This window comes from Longimicrobium sp. (assembly GCF_036388275.1).
In the GTDB taxonomy this organism is placed as follows: Bacteria; Gemmatimonadota; Gemmatimonadetes; order Longimicrobiales; family Longimicrobiaceae; genus Longimicrobium.
Window position 1 is genome coordinate 30,069 of sequence record NZ_DASVSF010000108.1, and the last position, 18,553, is coordinate 48,621.

16 protein-coding genes and 1 riboswitch are annotated in these 18,553 nt (G+C 64.3%); of the genes, 7 read left to right on the forward strand and 9 right to left on the reverse strand.

Features of this window, described 5'->3' with window-relative positions; translation table 11 throughout:
- Positions 1-677 precede the first annotated feature (677 nt).
- Positions 678-2,705: a S9 family peptidase gene (locus VF632_RS24185; protein WP_331025511.1), complete on the forward strand. Its 2,028-nt coding sequence runs from the start codon at positions 678-680 to the stop codon at positions 2,703-2,705.
- Positions 2,706-2,872: 167 nt separating this feature from the next.
- On the opposite strand, the gene VF632_RS24190 is transcribed toward VF632_RS24185, so the two are convergent.
- Positions 2,873-3,325 carry a hypothetical protein gene (locus VF632_RS24190; RefSeq protein ID WP_331025512.1) on the reverse strand — a complete coding sequence of 151 codons (453 nt, stop codon included), beginning with the start codon at positions 3,323-3,325 and terminating at the stop codon, positions 2,873-2,875.
- 398 nt (positions 3,326-3,723) lie between these two features.
- Here VF632_RS24190 and VF632_RS24195 point away from each other — a divergent pair, with 398 nt between their 5' ends.
- From VF632_RS24195 to VF632_RS24205, 3 genes are all read left to right on the forward strand, one after another.
- Positions 3,724-4,557, forward strand: coding sequence for an SPFH domain-containing protein (locus VF632_RS24195; protein ID WP_331025513.1), 834 nt, complete (start codon positions 3,724-3,726; stop codon positions 4,555-4,557).
- On the forward strand, positions 4,554-4,769 hold the full coding sequence (locus VF632_RS24200; RefSeq protein WP_331025514.1) for a hypothetical protein: 216 nt from the start codon (positions 4,554-4,556) through the stop codon (positions 4,767-4,769). The genes VF632_RS24195 and VF632_RS24200 overlap by 4 nt, the downstream gene beginning before the upstream one ends.
- A 607-nt stretch (positions 4,770-5,376) precedes the next feature.
- Complete coding sequence (locus VF632_RS24205) at positions 5,377-5,625, forward strand: hypothetical protein (protein WP_331025515.1); 249 nt, start codon at positions 5,377-5,379, stop codon at positions 5,623-5,625.
- A 42-nt stretch (positions 5,626-5,667) separates the two neighbouring features.
- On the opposite strand, the gene VF632_RS24210 is transcribed toward VF632_RS24205, so the two are convergent.
- Both VF632_RS24210 and VF632_RS24215 read right to left on the reverse strand, forming a co-directional pair.
- On the reverse strand, positions 5,668-6,786 hold the full coding sequence (locus VF632_RS24210) for a hypothetical protein (protein ID WP_331025516.1): 1,119 nt from the start codon (positions 6,784-6,786) through the stop codon (positions 5,668-5,670).
- 165 nt (positions 6,787-6,951) lie between these two features.
- Positions 6,952-8,061 (reverse strand): hypothetical protein, encoded by a 1,110-nt coding sequence (locus tag VF632_RS24215; protein WP_331025517.1) that lies wholly within the window; start codon positions 8,059-8,061, stop codon positions 6,952-6,954.
- Positions 8,062-8,545: 484 nt separating this feature from the next.
- Here VF632_RS24215 and VF632_RS24220 point away from each other — a divergent pair, with 484 nt between their 5' ends.
- Positions 8,546-9,517, forward strand: a complete 972-nt coding sequence (locus VF632_RS24220; protein WP_331025570.1) for a carboxypeptidase-like regulatory domain-containing protein — start codon at positions 8,546-8,548, stop codon at positions 9,515-9,517.
- A gap of 22 nt (positions 9,518-9,539) precedes the next feature.
- Here VF632_RS24220 and VF632_RS24225 read toward each other — a convergent pair whose 3' ends face one another.
- Together VF632_RS24225 and VF632_RS24230 are read right to left on the reverse strand one after the other, a co-directional pair.
- The gene (locus tag VF632_RS24225; RefSeq protein ID WP_331025518.1) at positions 9,540-10,199 is read right to left on the reverse strand and encodes a DsbA family protein; all 660 of its coding nucleotides are present in this window, start codon (positions 10,197-10,199) and stop codon (positions 9,540-9,542) included.
- A gap of 148 nt (positions 10,200-10,347) precedes the next feature.
- A complete protein-coding gene (locus VF632_RS24230; RefSeq protein WP_331025519.1) occupies positions 10,348-10,533 on the reverse strand; it encodes a hypothetical protein in 186 nt (61 codons plus the stop codon).
- 677 nt (positions 10,534-11,210) lie between these two features.
- A riboswitch (cyclic di-GMP riboswitch) is annotated at positions 11,211-11,285 on the forward strand.
- 562 nt (positions 11,286-11,847) lie between these two features.
- On the opposite strand from VF632_RS24230, the gene VF632_RS24235 reads away from it, so the two are divergent.
- Both VF632_RS24235 and VF632_RS24240 read left to right on the forward strand, forming a co-directional pair.
- A complete protein-coding gene (locus VF632_RS24235) occupies positions 11,848-13,083 on the forward strand; it encodes a hypothetical protein (RefSeq protein ID WP_331025520.1) in 1,236 nt (411 codons plus the stop codon).
- A gap of 1,001 nt (positions 13,084-14,084) precedes the next feature.
- Entirely contained in the window at positions 14,085-14,585 is a 501-nt protein-coding gene (locus VF632_RS24240) for a HEAT repeat domain-containing protein (RefSeq protein ID WP_331025521.1), read from the forward strand.
- Between the two features lie 95 nt (positions 14,586-14,680).
- Here the strand turns inward: VF632_RS24240 and VF632_RS24245 are convergent, their stop codons facing one another.
- The 4 genes from VF632_RS24245 to VF632_RS24260 all read right to left on the reverse strand — a co-directional run bounded on the left by VF632_RS24245 (position 14,681) and on the right by VF632_RS24260 (position 18,385).
- Positions 14,681-14,851 (reverse strand): hypothetical protein, encoded by a 171-nt coding sequence (locus VF632_RS24245; protein WP_331025522.1) that lies wholly within the window; start codon positions 14,849-14,851, stop codon positions 14,681-14,683.
- A gap of 426 nt (positions 14,852-15,277) precedes the next feature.
- Entirely contained in the window at positions 15,278-15,970 is a 693-nt protein-coding gene (locus VF632_RS24250) for an MAE_28990/MAE_18760 family HEPN-like nuclease (RefSeq protein WP_331025523.1), read from the reverse strand.
- A gap of 1 nt (position 15,971) precedes the next feature.
- Positions 15,972-17,099: a DUF262 domain-containing protein gene (locus VF632_RS24255; RefSeq protein WP_331025524.1), complete on the reverse strand. Its 1,128-nt coding sequence runs from the start codon at positions 17,097-17,099 to the stop codon at positions 15,972-15,974.
- 5 nt (positions 17,100-17,104) lie between these two features.
- Positions 17,105-18,385, reverse strand: a complete 1,281-nt coding sequence (locus VF632_RS24260) for a hypothetical protein (protein WP_331025525.1) — start codon at positions 18,383-18,385, stop codon at positions 17,105-17,107.
- Between the last annotated feature and the right edge of the window lie 168 nt (positions 18,386-18,553).

An 18,553-nucleotide genomic window follows, 5' to 3' on the forward strand; every position in this document is an offset into this window, starting at 1 on the left:
TTTCCGCGTAACTGCTTGTGTTTTCATCGTTTGGGTCGATGCAGCTACTCTGCACGGATGGCACGTTCCGATGCACCGCGCACCGTTCTGGTGCACCATCTGGGGCGGGCGTCGCTTTCAATCAGTGCGAGCGAAGCCACTTAACTGCTACACGAAGGTGTGGCAGGAACAAGGAGCCGCTACCCAGGTCCTGAAGTGTACCCCCTCTCCCACGCTGTTTGTGGGAGAGGGTGGAACGCGTGTCAGCGCGGCCGGGTGAGGGCCCCACGGCAGCCGAGGCCTCAGCTCCAGTGACCGCTGCCCGCGCCCTGGCTTGTACGCATCCGCGGCTGGATCCTTCGCCCCGCGTGGCCCGTCGTACGGGAGAGTGCGGTGCGCTTGGGGCTCAGGATGACAGGGCTTTCGTGCGCCATCCTGCTACCGAAGATGACAGATGGTTGCGCACCACGGGACGGATGGCGCTCTTGCGGCGCGGGGCGAACGCCCGGCAGCTTGGGCGCGAGGCCGCGGCGTGCTCCTCGCGGCGACACCCCAGAACCCCTGGACGATCATGCGTATCCGTATCCCTGTTCTCGCCGCCCTGGCCGGCGCGGCGCTCGCGGCCAGCCCCGGCGCCGCGCAAGAGAGGCGGCCCCTGACCGCGCTGGACCTGTACCAGATGCGCACGGGCGGGCGGCGTGGCGCTTTCGCCGGACGGGCGTCGCGTCGTGTTCGTGCAGACGGAGGTGGATTCGGCAGAGAACCGCTATCGGCGCGACCTGTGGATCGCCAACACCGACGGCACGGGGCTGCGCCGGCTGACGTGGACCAACGCCGCCGCCATCGGCGCGCCGCGGTTTTCGCCGGACGGGCGGATGCTGGCGTTCAGCCAGGCGCGGCAGGGCGGGCGCGGGCAGGTGTGGATCCTTCCCCTGGCCGAGGGCGGCGAGGCGTGGCCGCTGACCAGCCTGCCCACCGGCGCCGGCGGCCCCGTGTGGTCGCCCGACTCACGCCGCATCGCCTTCACCTCGCAGCTCACGCCCCAGCAGCTGGCGGCCACGGACTCCGCCGCGGCCGCCGATTCCACCCGTGCAGACTCGGCGCGCGGCCGGGTGGACGGGGCGGCGGTGCGCAACATCCACCGCGACCGGCAGGCGGCGCTGGCCTCCATCCGCGCCCTGCTGGCCGCCAACGCCGGCGAGCAGGACCCGCGCGTGGTCACCCGGCTGGACTACCTGGGCGAAACCTCCATCGAGGAAGAGCGCTATGGCCAGGTGTACGTGGTCGACGTGCGGCAGGGCGCGCGGCCGGTGCAGATCACCCGCGCCGCGTACGGCATCGGCGCGCCCGAGTGGACGCCGCGCGGGGACTCGCTGGTGTTCAGCGCCGGCCCGCCCGCGGCCGGGCAGCACCCCGACTACCAGATGGAGAGCGACCTGGTGATCGCCCCGGCGTCGGGCGGCGGCACGCCGCGGACGCTCGCGGAGCCGCGCTTCGCCGAGAACAACGCGATCGTGTCGCCCGACGGCCGGTACATCGTCTACACGCGCTCGCTGCAGGCCGAGTTCTTTACCGCCACCAACACCGAGCTGGTGGTGATGCGGCGCGACGGCAGCGACCGCCGCAGCGTCACCGGGGCGATGGACCGCGGCGTGGGCGCATTCACCATCACCGGCGACGGCTGGCTGTACTTCACCGTGCAGTCCGAGGGCGCGCAGCCGCTGTACCGCACACGGCTGGACCGAATCGCCCCGGTGCCGGTGGTGCAGGGCCCGCGCGGTGTGCTGGCCTTCGACGTGGCGGGCGGGCGCGTGGCCTGGGCCGAGATGAACCCCGAGCGCCCCAGCGACGTGTACGTGGCCGACGCCGCCGGCCGCGGCGCCCGGCGTCTGACGGCGCTGAACGACTCGCTGCTCGCCCGTGTGTACACGAGCCCGTACCACGAGGTGTGGTATCCCTCGTTCGATGGGCGGCGCATCCAGGGCTGGTACCTGCTCCCCATCGGCCACCGGCCGGGCGTGCGCGCGCCGCTGGCGGTGCAGATCCACGGCGGGCCGCACGCCATGTGGGGGCCGGGCGAGGCGTCGATGTGGCTGGAGTACCAGATGCTGGCCGGCGCCGGATACACCGTCTTCTTTTCGAACCCGCGCGGCTCCGGCGGATACGGCAACGAGGGGCTGCGCAGCATCCAGCGCGCCTGGGGTACGCCGCCCGCCCGCGACATCCTGATCGGCGCCGACACCATCCTGGCGCGCGGCCTGGCCGATCCCGCCAAGCAGGTGGTGACGGGCGGCAGCTACGCCGGGTTCATGACGGCGTGGCTGATCGCCAAGGAGTCGCCGGAGCGCTTCCGGGCGGCGGTGGCGGCCCGTGGCGTGTACGACCTGGCGATCTGGTACGGATCGTCGAACACCTGGCGGCTCTTCGAGGGCGAGTTCGGCACCCGCCCGTGGGAAGACCCCGAGGTGGTGCGCCAGCAGTCGCCGCTGACGTACGTGGCCAACATCCGCACGCCGCTCCTGCTCCTGCACGCCGACACGGATTTCCGCACCACCGTCGCGGGCGCCGAGGCCATGTACCGCGCGCTCAAGGTGCTGGGGCGCGAGGTGGAGTTCGTGCGCTACCCGCGCGAGGGGCACGAGCTCACCCGCGCGGGCGAGCCCAAGCACCGCGTGGACCACATGCTGAGGACGCTGGAGTACTTCGAGCGGTACGTTTCGCACTGAGGGGCCCCACCCCGGCCCCTCCCCGCACGGTACTGCTGTGCGGAGAGGGGAGCACTGCGTCGGGGTTCGATGGGCTGCCGGGGCATGCCTCGGCAGCCGGGAGCACACGAAAAGCGGCGCGGCCCCCACCGGGAGCCGCGCCGCTTTCGTCTTACGGACAGGTGCCGTCAGAGCGACGTCACCAGGATTGCGCCGGCGCCGTGGTCCAGGCCATACCGCTGCGTCGCCTCGTGCGATGGCAGGAACTCGATCTCGCGCACCTCGCCGGGCCGCATCTGCTCCAGCACCTGAATGCCGCCCATCCGAATGCCGTCACGGTACACCCACACCTGCTCGGCCCCCTGGGTGATGGACACCTGCCCGCGGGCCCGCAGCCACGCGGGGCGGGCCCCCTGCAGCAGCGCCAGCAGGTCGCTTTCCGTTCGGGCCGCCAGATCTTCGCGCGTGAGGCGATTGCGGTCGCGACGCGGCGCGCGCGCGGCCGGAGTGGCTGCGGGAGCCGGCGAGACGGCGGGGGGGGCACCACCGGACGGGGGGCTTCCCTGCGTACAGGCGGCGCCGGCGGCGCACAACGAAAGTGACGCGGCCGCCACGAAGGCGCGCAAGCTGAAGACGTTCATGGGGGTGTACCGAGAGAGCGAGGGAGGGATGAAGTTGGCCGGAGCCGGGCGCGCACCGTCGCAGCCCGACCCTGGAATCGTGCCGAGACGGATCGTTGCCCGGCCGCCATTCGAGAGTAAACGCGGCGTGCACGCGTGTCAACACCTGGTTTGTCCGCATCGGCGCGGCTGCCCGTACGCCGCAATGCGCATCGGCATCCTTGCCATGGCCCGGCGCCGCGCCCATAGTACGCCCACCACGAACATCCCCCACACGCACGCGCGCGAGCCGACCCCACCCGGCGCCGGCTCGCGCGCGAAACCGCCGGGCTTCACCCCTCGTAGTGCGCCGCATGACAAAGACGACGATCAACGTGGGGGGCAAGCGCTCCCCGTTCTCCAGCAACCGGCCCAACCCGATGCAAAACGCAAAGACCGTGATGATGGGCGGAGGCGCGTTCCTCCTGCTCCTCCTGGTGTTCATTATGGGCACCAACTCCTTTACGCGGGTAGACAGCACCGAGCACTGCGTACTGACCCGCTACGGATCCGTGGTGAAGCGCAAGATGAGCACGGGGCTGAACTTTACCCCGCTCTCGGACCCCACGTGCTTCAAGATGACGCAGCGCAACTTTCCCGAGAACGAGGACGGCAAGGAAGTGATCCAGGCCACCACGGCCGACCCGGTGACGGTGGAAGGCGACGTCGCGGTCACCTGGAGCTACAACCCGAGCTCCATCTACCAGGTGTTCCTGGACAAGCGCACGCCCGAGGCCGCCGAGACGGAGGTGCTGAACGCCGTGCGCGAGGGCTACCGCAACGCGCTGAACGCGTGGACGGTCAACCGCATCTTCTCGGCGCAGCGCGCCAACCTGTCGGAAGACGTGCGGCGGCAGATCCAGTCGAAGCTGGGCAACCGCGCCATCATCCACCAGGTGTTCGTGCGCGACATCCGCATTCCGCCCGCCATCGAGCAGGCGCGCATCGCGGCGGCGCAGCAGGCCCAGGTGCTGGACAAGGCACAGAAGCAGTTCGTGATCGACAGCGTAGAGGCGCGCGGCCGCGTGATGCGCGCCGAGGCGGATGCGCGCGCCAAGGAGCTGGAGGCGCGGTCGTATGCCGCGAACCCTGCGCTGATCCAGCTGGAAAGCGCCAAGGCGATGAGCCAGGGCCTGTCGCAGGCGTGCCGCGGCGTGCAGACCTGCGTGATCGGCGGGAGCGTGATGGATACCTGGAAGAGCCAGGCGCCATGATCGGCCTGGCCGTCTTTCTCCTGCTGATCCTGGTGGCGGGCGGGTCCATCGCGGCCCACGTCTCGGCGCACAACAAGATCGCGGGGCTCAGGGGGCAGCTCACGGAGCTGGAGCGCGAGCGGTCGCGGGACCGGGAGCTTCTGGAGGCGGTGCTGCTGGAAGATGCCGGCAAGGTCAGGCGGCTCGTGGGCACTCGCCCGCCCGCCGCGTAGCCGGTCTCCGCCGGGGCTGGACGGGGTAGGGGCTGCCGTGCACGCCACGGCAGCCCCTTTTCGTCATCTGGGCGGGTGAACCCGCGGCTGGATCTGCGGAAAGCCCCGGCTCAAGCCGCTATCGCGTCCCGCCCGGGGCTTCCCCTGCACGCACACCGCACCTGCCGAACCCGCACGATGTCATCCCGATGGAGCGGCCCCGGCGGCCCTGCCCGTACACCGTAATCGGCAGCGACTGAGGGATCCGCCACACACGCTGCCTGATGCACCGGTGCGTCGGCTGGCCGGGCCCATGGAGCCGAGGCCGCGACTCTGCACGGGCGAATGAATTCGCTGCAACAAACACACGATGTCCGCCTGCGCGGACTGCACGCTTTCGTGTGCCTCCGGCGGTCGTGCGCGCCCATGCTCCGGTGCAAGCCCGACTGCGCCTGCGCGCAGGTTAAGCCCGACGGAACGCGTCAGCGGCCCGCGTCGGGCTTTCCGCTGTTGGTTACGACGGGTTCACCCGCTCCCGCAGAGGCGGGACATGCCGCCAAACACCGTCCCCATCGCGCACCGGGATGTCCCACGCAGTGGACATGTCGCCGAATCATCTGTATCCGCGGTGAGGGCACAGCCCCGCACCCGCTTCGACTCGCTGGCCGACATCTTCGACGCCATGCGCAGCCGGGCACGCGCCATGGGCGGCGATGCTATCGTCGGCCTTTCCATCCAGGAGCCGCGCGGTGAGACGGTCATCGTCAACAACGGCCCGGTGTCGGTAGCGTCCTCGTCCGGTTCCACCACCTACTCCGGCACCGTCGTCCGCTTCGCCGACCCGAGCTGCGCCACCGCGCCAGCAAGCCAGACCTGACCCGCGAAGGTGTGGGCAGCCGGGAGGCAGCGAGTGCTCGGCTCATCCTCCCGGAACGATCCTGTACTTCACCAGCGTGGGCACGTCGAGCTCGTCCTTCTCGACGGCCCAGACCTGCGTGCGGTCCGCGTACGCTACACGCACCCCGGCCGGCACCCACGCCCGCGCGATCATCCGGCCGCTCGCATCAAGCACGTGCCACCACGCCATCTCGCGGCCCAAGTCCTCGCGGCGAAGCCATATCGTGCCGTCGCGGCCGAGCACCAGTTCGGTGACAGGCGGCAGGAAGTGGGGGCGATACAGGTTCTGCCTGATCTGCCGGCGAAGCACCGCGGCCTCCGGAGTCCTGATCCGGGTTTCCCCGAGCCCCCCGACGTGTTCGTCCACCGCGCGCTCCACCCTCTCACGCGTCAGGGGCTGCGGCCGATATTGATAGTTCCTGGAGAGTGTGACGCGCCCTGAGTAACGGAGGCGCTGGACGGAGAACACGGTCGAATCCGGACGCGTCGCGGCGTTCCGTCGCACGATGATCACCGTGGAACCATCCGGCGAAACGGCGGTCAGCGGCGTGTCGGTGAACGGCTGCGGAAAGTAGGTCCGGCTCGTCCCCTCCGAGATCACGCCAAACTCGTTTCGGTCCTCGCGGCGCGCGAGCAGCCCGATGGGCTCGCCACGCGCGGTGAAGCGCACCATTGGGACGCTGACGGGTTTGGACCCGGCGATCACGAACAGGGGCGCCTGCCAGAAGCCCAGTACAGAGCCGTCCGCCAGGAGGCTGCCCGGGATGTGCGGACGTCCGTCGGTCAACGGTGCGGCGCGGGAGAAGGAGATGGAGCGAACGAACCTTCCGTTCGGCAGGAACAGGCTGATGCGCGTCTGCGGGGGATCGGCTACCCACAGCGTATCACCTCGCCACCCCAGGGAGGCCGGGCGCTCGAACTCGCCGGGGCCGCCACCCTCGCGTCCGATGGAGCGGAGGTAGCGCCCCCGCGCGTCGTAGACTTTTACGACGTTCTCCTGCGGCTGCGAAACATACACGCTCCCGTCGCGGCCGATCGTAACATCCGACACGGCGGACAGCGCGCCCGGCCCATCGCCCGTACCCGCGCGGACTTCCGGGGCCACCCGCCAGAGCGGCACCTGCGCCTGGGCGGCCAGCAACGAGTACCCGCCGACCAGCAGTGCAAACTGGACGACGGCAGAAACCTTCGGGTGCGAAATCAGAGCGTTCAGAGTTGGTTTCTGCCCTGACGAGTATCGACGACAGTCGACGGTAACTCCCAACTCATTTCCTATCGCTACGGTATCGCAGTTCGTATCCGCTGATCAGTGTGGTTTGTGCAGCGGATAGGAGCGGACGTGCTCGACGTCGAACTCATCCGACCAGACGCCGGTCACATGCTCGCGCCCGATGTCCGTCGCCCGGAAGCCATCGGGAAGCCTGACCGTTCCGAGCAGCCGCCCTGACTGCTGAAATACCGCCCACGTACTGCCGGGGCTGCCGAGCTCCTGGTAGTCCTGTACCCAGAGGTTTCCGTCCGCATCGGTCAGCATGGCCGAGAAGGCCGGCAGGTACGGGGGACGGGGCATTCCCTGCAGGGCTTCGCCTAAGCGGGGGAAGCTCTCAACGAAGCGATCGAGGTGCGCCTGGGTGAAAGGCCGGCGCGGAACGTCTCTCCGGATGATCCGCTCAAGCCGCCCAGCTTCTCCATACTGCCGGATCTGATATGCGTCCGTGCTGCCGACATAGATGTGGGAGCCGTGGGCGGTGGCGCTCGGCGCCGGGGCGAAGGGCACCGTAATGCGGGAGACTCGACGGCCTGAGATGCGCTGGAACTGCGTAGTCCCCGGGCCAGTATGGATCGTGTCCATCCGGCTGCCCTCGCGCGAGAAGCGCACATAGGCCACGGAATCGCGGCTCACGCCTTCCCGCGGCGCAGCGGGGCGGTGCACGCCCATGATGAACGAGCCATCTTTCAGCACCCCGACCAGCACGGCTCCGGGACCGACCGAACGGATCGAAACCGACCGGGCGACCCTGCCCTCCGGGCTGATGATCGTAAAGCGGCCGTTCCCGGCGTCGAGCACCGCCAGCGAGTCACCGGGGAAAGAGACGAGCGCCTCGAGGCTGCGGAATTCTTCCGGTCCTCGGCCTGCGCGCCCCGCAGTGGCGAGCAGGCGTCCGCTCCGATCGAAAACATGCACCTGGCTGGAGCCGCCGTTGCCGACCGCGATCTTGCCGTCAGCCAGGCGGATCGCCCCTGCAACACCGTGCAGCTGGTGCCCGGGCTGATTCTCTGAGCCGATATCGACAACCGGCTCGCTTCCCACACTCCATTCTGCACCTTGCGGCCAGACGGCCGCGGCGTTTTCGACGATCGCCGGCTCACCTTGGCTTGGGCGAGCATCCCGCTCGGAACCGCAGGCGGCCAGCACGAACGAGAGCAGAATCGCCGTTCCAATGAGTTGGACGCGGTGGCAAGGTTGGGCGCTGTGATCGCTAGACACGGGAGGGGAGGGCACTCGGATCAGGTGTAACGGGAGCATCCGAAGTGTATCGGCCTGGCTGAGTGCTGGCAAGGCAAAAACGACGATTCCGGGCGGCAAACGACGGGGGCGAAGAATTTGATGCCTCGCAACACTCGGCTAAAAGGACAAGCACTGTATCGATAGGGAAGCTGCTTGGGCAGCCCCTCCAGACCTCCAAAGCGCTTTGTCGCTTGGCGGCCAGGACGGGATTGGCGGCGATGCAGTTGAAGGTTACGTTCCGAGGGGAATCCGACTAGTCTTTCCCGGTCATGGCGGAATCAACCTCCTGTTCGGCCCAGGTTCTTTGCGAATCTCTCCAATGCTTCAACGACTGGTGTCCTGCTTCTGCCCTCGTGGCCGATCCATCCTTCCCATCGCCATCGTGCTCACCATGGCGCTCGTTGCGCCGGCCACGAGCCAGGTTCAGGGCACGGTGATCGAGCCGTCCGGGCGACCTGTCTCCGGAGTGGTCGTCGAAGCGTGGGTTGGTGGCCAAACCGTGGAGAGCGTACAGACGGATGAGCAGGGGCGCTTCACCATCTCCGGCCGCGCCCAGGTTTCGGGGGCTGTTTTCCTGAGCTTCCGGGGGATGGGCTATCGCACCCGAACCATGGCGCTTCCCTCCCAGGATTCAAGGCTCCAGGTAGTATTGGAGGCGGCGCCCCTGGCGCTGGCTCCCGTGATCGTCTCTGCCGCGCCGCGCCGCCTCTGCCCCAACGTGGAAAATTCCCGGGCACGCATGCTTTGGGAGCGCATGCGCAGCCGCTATTGGCCGGAGCACGCGGATACGGTGTTCATCTTCGGCTTCCACGAGGTGCGCCGGGGGACAGGAACCAAGCAGGAGCTCGACCAGGCCGAAACGGGACGGTCCAGCCGCGGCTGGACCACCAGCGCCCTGGTCACGGCCCCACCTTGGGCTATGGCGCGCTCTGGATATGCCACTCCCGCGGCTGGTGGGGCCGGTGAGCGGACGGCCTTCTGGAACTATCGAGCCCTGGACTTCGGCCAGATGCAGGACTTCACCGGCACGTACTTCGGGCAAGCTCATACCTTTGCCCTGCTGCAGGCCGGGCCGACCGAGATGATGATCAGCTTCTGCCCGCGAAGCCGGCAGCCACTGGTTGGGCAGATCGAGGGGGTTCTGAGATTATCGGGAGATACGATCCTGGCGAACGCGCGCTGGGCGTTCCGCACTCCACGCCCGGATGAGGATGCGGGCGGCGAGGCGTCCTACTACCAACCCGAGTCAGCCACGGGACGAGCTCTGCTGGCTCACCAAACACGGTTCTGGAGGAAGACTACAGGGGGCCGCTACTACTTCGAGAGGCACGAGTTCGTCGATTGGCGTCGGTGGAGCCGATAGGCGCCGCCCAAAGGGTGGAATGTCAGTTCACTCGCTGCTCTTTAGCAGCTTCGATCCGCTTGGCCAATTCAGCCACAGAAATGATTCCTGAAACCTTTACGCCGTTGATGAGGCTGGTCGGGGTCATTTCCATCCCGATGGCCCGCCCGTCCCGCCGGTCCGACTCGATCCGCGCGGCATGCGCCTTCGTTTTCATGCACCGGGCGAACCCGGTCTGATCAGGCACGCCAGCCCCGGTGGCAAACGCGACCCACGGAATCGTGCCAATGGAGTCCTGCCTGGCAAAAAGCAGGTCCCGGACTTGTTGATACCGTCCCTGTTCACGTGCGCATTCGGCTGTCATTGCCGCTTCGTACGAATGCGGGTAGCGATCGATGGGAAAGTGCCGGTGGGCGATCGCCACGTCGTTGGGATAGAGTTCTCGAACGCGGTCGAGGGTGTCTGCGTACGCCCTACAGGCCGGGCACTGGAAGTCGGAGTATTCGATGATCGTCAGCGCCGCCGCGTGCGCTCCGACAGGCTCTCGGTCGTCCAGGTACCGCTGCCATCCTTCGATCAGAGTTCCGTCGGTAACGACCGTGTGGCTCTCGCGAGCGAACTGGCGCCGCACGACGAGCCCGGTGGTCACAAGAGCTGCGCCGGCCATTACAACCACAGCAACGTTCAGAAGGCGCTCCCGCATGTTCCTGATCGAGGTGGAGTCGGCTGAATTGCCCTGGCGTTTCCGGTCGGATATCCAGCGCGCGTTGAGAGCGTCTCGCGCAAGACGATGCCACAGAGACTGTCGTCCTGCGCGAGCACCTTGCTAGATCAACAGTCGGATTTCACGCTCAGCCGCACTCGATTTTGTCCGAGCAGACCCTCGTGCCACCTACGTTATCGCACTTGCAGCCTTCGATCACACGGCAGCCGTTCGGAACGGGGCTGCACGGCACCAGCTCGGTCTGCGCCCACAGGAGGGTGGACCCGCCAGCGACGGTCACGAGGGTACAGGCCAGGAGGAACAGCTTCTTCATGGTGGGCTCCACAGAAGGGTGAGGAAGACGTACCAGCAGGTGTCGGAAAGGGTAACGGATACGGCTGAGGCAGGCAAGCGGCGCGGCGAACTCTTTCAGACGCACTTGATTTGCGGTGCGACTGGAGCGGGACTCCTCCCATCGGCGCGTGATGGCCGCGGATCGGCCGCGCTTGGCTGCCAGCCACCACGAAGCGGCGCGGCCCCGCCCAGGAGCCGCGCCGCTTACGTTGATGCTTCCTGCTTACGCGGCGAGCCGCCGCACCACCTCCACAGCGCCCCGCTTGTACACCGTCACGTAGACCAGCTTCCCCTCCGGATCGATCACCATCCAGTAGCGGCCCCAGCGAGCCTGCGCCTTACCTGGCGGCGACTAGCTCGATTGCGGCGGTAGCGCGAACGTCCGGCGATTTTGCGGAAGGGCCTTGGCAGCCGCGGCGCTCTTACGCGGCAGTGGAGGCTGCGCGATGAGTCGCCGGGGACGGTCGATGTTATGGCGCCGACCGGCCCATTCTACAAATGTGGCGATTTAGGTGCGTGCTCCTTAGTTTTCCTCCCCCTGCCTCGGACAACCAAGTTCATCCGTACCCGCCGGGACAACGCTTTAGTGAATACGTGCTTTCCAAAATCGATGTTCCTTAACTCTGCAACTGGTGAGCTACCCGTGCACGACATCGGAACCGACAAGAGCACACCCGCCGCCAGGCGGGGCCGCAGAGCCCGGGGCCTCACTGAGGCAGCCCAGCCGCCGAAAGCCGGAAGCGATACGGCCAGCGGCAGCCGAAGGGACAGGACTTCATCATGGTTTGCGTCATTGATCACGGCCGTTGTTGTCCTCGGCGGTTGCGATGCATTCCCGCCAACGGCGGCGGATTCGCCCCGCATCGTGCCCGTTGGAGAGCCCGTGGAATTTTCCAGTCCCGTGGACCCGACTGGCTTCTCCGCGAGCGGAACCATTGCTACGGCACCTGACAATGGAGATGCCACGATGGGCCAGCTAAGCTGGCGAGACATCGGGGTTGCATTCGGGCAGGAAATGTGGATTCGGGTCCGCACGACGGGGCAGGTTTCGTGGTCACCATTGTACGACAACTTCAGGGACTGCGGAGGCGCGTTCTGCACCGGTGGTGATGCCGGCCCTGCGTTTGGAACGGGCTCGGCTGGTGGGGCCGGCATAGGCCAGTTCGGCGCGTTGCGAGTACACGTTCGTGCAGTTGGGCCTGATGGGGGCGGCTCTTCATGGTCGCCGCTCGTCACACCGGATGGACAGTTGGAGGCGGTGATGCATGTTCGCCCCGGTTGGAAGTTGCAGGCGATGCGCGACGGCATGCCCGGCCAGCCGAACTGTCTGGCATGCCCCGACCCCTACCAGAGGGGCCGGATGGCGGGGTACTCGATCAGCGGCGAAACCCGAATCCTTGCTGAGAAGGTAACGCTCATCCAGGTGGAGGCGCGTGAAAGCGTCGTGGCACCGGGACAGCCGGTCACGTTCGACGTCGTCACGTATCCGGGCACGGCAGAACTCGTCTGGAGATTTCTGCGAGAGGACGTGAACGAATGGGTGTACCCTGACGAGTGCCGTCGAATGACGGCCAGCTGCACGTTTGTGCCGCCGAGCGGCGGAAGAATGCAGGTCTATGGACGGTGGTACCTGCTCCGCGAGGATTACTACGCGACCAGCAATTCGATTACGGTACGTGAGGCTGCGCTGTCGCTGGAGTGCACCCCTAACCCGGTGACACGGGGGAATGAGATGAACTGCACCGCGAAGCCAGAACCTGTGACGGCCCAGCTCACGAACGTACGGTGGACCTTCATTGATACAGCCGGGAACAACATCCCCGGTCCTAATGGGGACCGCGTGACTTGGGGCGGTATCATGGTGGTCGGCGGGACCATGCACGTGTCGGCCGAAGTCAATGGCGTGCCACTCGGCGCCGAGCCAGTTGAGGTGAGAGTTGAACGCCGAGCCGATTGGCGAGTTTCGTTCCCTGCGATGCCGGAGCCGGAGCCGAGTTCAGCGCTCCCGTATCCGCCCGTCACGACTCCTGGCGGTGCGGTTGGAGAGGGCGTGTTTGGGCAATATGTTTACTCATACGGGTTTCCAGCGGGCCCTCTCGGGGGCGGAACCGGTCCGAATCGGAACTGGTACTACTTGAGGGCACCGCTGGAGATCAATGAACCGCACATCCTCATCAACCCAGGCCTCTACCCAGATGATCCATTCTTCCGTGCGCAGCGGGGTGGCTTGGACCAAGATGGCTACAGGCGCTGTGATGCGGCTTTCATGAGATCGGCATTCGCGTCGGTTGTGGCACATGAACGTGGGCACCATCAGATTGCTGCCGAGTTCTTCGGAACCGCTGGCTCTGAGATGCTGGAGGCCGCTACGGTCTACTCGCCGCCGACTCAGGACGCAGGAGAAGTGACGGACATTCTACTCGCCCCGACGATCACGGCCTTGGAGGGTCGGCAGTCTGGATTCGATGACAAGAACAAGCTGATGCTTACGTGCAAGCTGCAGCCCTCCCGAACCACAGGCGACCGATGAAGAGATTCCTGTTCGTGGCGGCCGCGACGGTGCTCGCGGCTGGTACTCTTGACGGTCAGGCTACCCCTGACTCGGTGAAGCATCGGAACGACTGCCGGTTAGCGCGGCAGGTAGTCGTTACTGGCCACCCTGTGCCCCATCTCCGCTGGGCACTTGGTTATCTCGCGGGGTGCGGTGCCGGAGAGCAAGGAGCGGCCGTAGCCCAAGCCGTCCGTCGGCTTCGTGCGGAGACCGACACGTCTGTTCTGCGACCCTACTGGTCCGTCACGGGCTACCTGCTGGATCGGCGACTCTTCGAAGCAGCCGAAGAGATCGCGATCGATCGGTCGGCCAGTACGCAGGCGCGTGTTTTCGCGACATCAGCCCTCATTAGCGTGGTGCGACCGGGGTTCATCTCCGATTACAGCCAATTGGTGGGTGGCTTCAGGCCGGACGGCCTTGTTGCAGGGGGGTGCTGGAGCGTTGCCTCGGGGAAATTCCAAAGGACAGACACGCCGCTACCCGTCGATTACCAGGAACGAATCGCCGCCGTCCGGCAGCGTCTCCGAGGGGATCCCACTGAGCCTCTCGACGTTCGCACAGCCGCCACATGTCTCCTGCCAAGGAGGAGGTAGGGCGAGATAGCAAGGGCCGCCGCCGTATTTGATCCGATCATCCCCGCCGGCCGCGTGCTGAACGAGCTTGTGTACCGGCGGACGCCAGGGAAGCCGCGCATGCCACCGGTAAAGTGGCTCCCTTCCAGCAGGCTACGCCGCTTACGTTGAAGCTCACTTGGCTACGCCGCGAGCCCCCGCACCACCTCGACCGCGCCCCGCTTGATAGGTGGGCTGCCGCGCGGCGTTGCGCGTCTCGGCAGGTATCGGCAACATAAGGATCGCGAGCCCGCGTCCGCGTTGCGAGGACACCGCCAGCGTGCCCGCTTCACTTCCGCGCTCGGCTTCGTTTCCGTCGACACGCAAACCGCGCGGGCTTACATACTACGACGAGTATCCCTGCTCGAGATGAGCTTACCATCCGCGGCGCATCTCGCCTTCTGGAACGATCCCGACGAGCTGTTGCAGGCGCTGTATCGGTTGGGCCGCGAGCCCGTGCCGGAGTTGCGCGAAGCCCTACGCCAACTGCTGGACCACGCCGATCCCGATATCCGCGAAGAGGCAATCCGGGTGCTCGCCACACGCTGGAAGGACGAATCTGCACGGCTGCGGGCTTTCGACATGCTGCGCAACGATCCCACTCCTATGGTGCGGAGCGCTGCGGCATTCGCCATCGGCGGAACGTCGACCAGCGCATCGCGCAATCGCGATACGCGGTTGCTGCTATCAGTACTCCGCGACGTAGCGCAACCGATGGACGTCAGGCGTGCAGCATACGACGCGCTCATCATCGCGCACCGCAAAGGTGCCGGGGAAAAAAGTTGGCCGTTTCCAAGCCATAGATCTGAGTTCGACCCTGTTCGCAGCGTCGATTGGGAGTGGCTGAGGTCGCTGGAGGAGGCCGGCTGACGGCACGGCGGGTGAGCAGGGTCACGGGACCAACCTGAATAAAAGCGGCGCGGCCCCGTTCAGGAGCCGCGCCGCTTACGTTGAAGCTCATCTGCCTACGCGGCGAGCCGCCGCACCACCTCCACCGCGCCCCGCTTGTACACCGTCACGCACACCAGCTTCCCCTCCGGGTCGACCACCATCCAGTAGCGGCTCCCGTCGTACTTCGCGACCACGAATCCGCTCGGCTTGGGGTCCGCGGGTGGGGCTGCGGGCAATCTGGGCATCGTGCACCTCCAATGGGCTTGACCCTCGGCGCCCGGCAGGGCTACTCTTGGTGAGCGGGCGGCCTTCGGGTCGGTTCGCGGTAAGGCTGTCGGCCGTCTCTTGGCGGGGATACCGGCAGCCTTGCTTTTCGCCCTGCTGTCTATATCATAATCGACAGACCGACGTTTGTCAACCTCTGCATCGACAAAAATGGACTTCAAAACGGCTACGGACCGGGTCGCCGGCTGCATCAGCCACGCCGAGATCGCAGAAGCAGCAGGGGTCTCAATTCAGACGATCAGGCAGGCCCGGATGGATCCGGGCTCAGCCAGCTATAGAAACCCGCCCGCAGGGTGGCAGGCCGTCCTTGTGGCGTTAGCACGCAAGCGATCCGAGGACTTAGCCGATTTCGCTAAACAGCTACACGCTAGTTCTCTGCAGTGACCTCATGCGGCAGCCTTGAGGTATTTACGATGGGAGAGTGCGTCTGTCAGCCCTATCATTATCCTCGTTTGGACACGCAACGTGAGTGCCTCTAGGGCATCGAGCTCATCCTGATCGATCCCACCGCGTTCAGCTCCGTGCGCGATGTTGTTACGTGTCCCCAGCAGCCGGCTTATTGCTCCCTCGTCCGCCGCGAACTGATCGTGGGCAAGGCCAAGGCGAAATAAAATCTTTCTAAGAACGATGGGTTTCAGGTTGGATTCCATATCTATCACCTCGTCTACATTCAAGGAGACGGTGGTGCTGTTGACGTCCGCGATCCCCTCAATAAACTCCACCTGTCGGGCAAAGCGGTGCAGGGGTGCGTCATCTGGCGCCGCCCGTCGGAAAATATCTGCCTTCTTATTTGGATCGGACAGTGCCTTGAAAACCCTATCGAGAGAGGCAGCGACTAGGAACGGGCTCGCATCCTCACATCGGATCTTCTGCTCGTTGACAGCGTTAGCATACGTCCCAAATGCGGTTTTGCAGAAGCCCTCGAAGTGCGAGTACAACACGAGAATAATAGCCTTACGATAGCGGAGTCTGTCCGACTCCACTGGAATATTGCTCAGTTGATTTCGAAGGAGCCGTAGCTCATCCAAGCGCCAAGCGAGGTCTCCTTCCAACTGAGCACGAAAGTCAGCAGAATTCATATCATTCTACCGCCGCAGATACTTCGCGCGTCACGAACTCGATCCGTCGTTCCAGCATCCGGCGGAAATTCTTTCCTCCACCGGTGGTCATTTCTCTAAACTCTCCATCGCGCTTGACACCCTCGAACCGCTCGCGAATACGCGCAATCTGCCCCGCATCATCAGAATCGATAATTCCAAGATGCGGAATCAAGCTCAGGGCGAATGCCTCATAGTGGAGGGACAGGAACTGGGCTGGCCGACGTTCTCCGGCGACAACGCCAGTGAATGCATTCTCACCCAAGGTCATCCGAAGGATTCGGAACGTCCGTTCAAACTGATCTTGCTCATTCTGGTACTCGAAGGGAACGCTTTTGCTGGAGACCTTCTCCATATACTCCGTAAGAAAGTCGCCTATGTTATGCACGTACGTGGGCATGTCATTCTTGAAAGCAAAAAACCGAAGCACCAGTTCCTGATCGTACTTCTCTTTCCGCTTCTCCTCCGACAGATAGGCGATGCATGTCTTAAAATCCTCATTACGGCTCAGCGTAGCAACGAATTCGTTGAAGGCTGGATCCAGCAGCCGGATGGTACAATTCCGAATCTCCTGCTCCGACGCGAGTTCGCCCCCAGTGTTCAAGCGCTTGAACATGTAGTATCGCAGGCGCGGATCGCTCTCTTTACGGATTACCTCAACACGAACGAATGCACGTTTGAGTTTGATAGCAAGGGCGCGGGGCAATGTCTCGTACGTGAGCCCGTTTAATTCGGGAACGATGTCGCATTCCGAGAGAGCGAGGCCCTCCAACGGCTCTCCGCCCTCGTCCCGCAGCAAACCGCGGAAATGAATGTAAGAGGACAGCCGTTGAAGCCCATCGATCAGTTCATAAGCTCCTTGGGCACGCTCGATGACGAACAGTGGCGGGAGCGGCATTTCCAGAATCAACGATTCGATCAGACGGGACTGCTTTCCTTCTGACCACCGAAATAGTCGCTGATAGTCCGGCGAGATAATCAGTTCATCATTGGCGTACATGTCCAATAATTCGTTGAATGATAGATCAAGGCTTTGGGTTCGGACTACTTCAATCCGTTGGTCCACGGCAGAGATAACATCGATTCCTGCAGCTTCTTGGTTGATGCTCATATTGCTTATCCTTGTTTGTTGAGCACGAGCGCACACTCTACTGCCTTCGTTACTTTACGGTACTCGCGACCACGCGGGTGAATCGCCGCGAGATTCGCTCCAACCTTGAAGTTGGTCTGAGTCGCTACTGACCAACCCATGGACTCACCCATTTCTACCACGATACGTGGAAGGTTGATGTGTAGTTCTTTGTAATAGGAGTCCTGGACGACGATCACCGACTTACCACCTGGCACAAGAATACGGTCCACTTCCTGTAAGGACCGGAACATCGAATCAAAATATTGCACGAAGTAGTTGAAGTAGTAAGTAGAAGACGCGCGCGAGCGATGAGTCTCGACTTCTTTCAGAACGTTGTGAGAGGTGGCTCCCCAATGCGGGGATAACTTAATCTCCCGACGAGCCATCGTGGGAGTTCCAGTCATGCGATCTCGCATCAGGTCGTCTTCAGCACGTGAGCAACCTAGGATCGCGAGTTCGGGTCGCGTAGCCACCACATAGTCAATCCTCGTAAGGTACGGAGGTGACGTTACGACTGCATCGATACCTGCGTCCGGTAGGGGCATAGAATCCGCAGAGGCGACCTCTAATCTGCAGTGTCTTCGGGTGTGTGACTCCGTTGCGCAGGTTGAGCCAGAGATAATCGAGTCCATCTCTGCCACGTTGCTAAGAAAGGCATTGTTCACCGTAGTCCGGTCAACAGACAGCTTATCTTCGGGCCCACCATCTTTGATCCAGGTCGGATTAGATGTTAGGAACGGCCCCAGGAATCCACGCGTGGACCGAAACAGCGCAACGTAAAAGAACGCAGCTAACGAGGAAACCTCACTGAGAGGCGAGCAGTACAGACGCTGATACTCATCGCGATCCAGCAGCAGCTCCTGAATCGCATGATCAAAGGTTCGAATAACAGACGCACTCGTCAAATCGAACCATCTGGTTAGAGGATCTGTTGCGGTGGAATCTAAGGGTAGACGACTTGCTTGATTGATGATTGCCCGGGCGAGCTTTCTTAAACTCCCATGGGCACGATAATCCAAGAGACGTGCCTTCGCCACGACTACCATTACCGGATTCAGGTCAAAACCTGTCGCATGGTATCCAAGCTCACTGGCCAATTGTGTGCTCGTACCGCTTCCATTCCACGGATCTAATACCTGCGCCTCAGGGTGCAACCCGATGGACGAGAGCGCATCTCGAACGAAGTGGTCGGAATAACCAGCATAGTAGCTGTACCAATTCGACCGACTGCCTTTCTCGGTCGCGCGGCGCTTCGGATTCCTCAATGGCTCCGGCTCAGGACAAAGTCAATGTGTTGACTCAGACGCAGCATTCTCATCGTTCTCAGCGCCGATGTCAACACTGCCTCTGGAATGAGCATGGTGCCAAAGCACAGAGGCACAACATGCAGGCGGCGCGGCCCCCGCCGGGAGCCGCGCCGCTTCGTTTTAAAT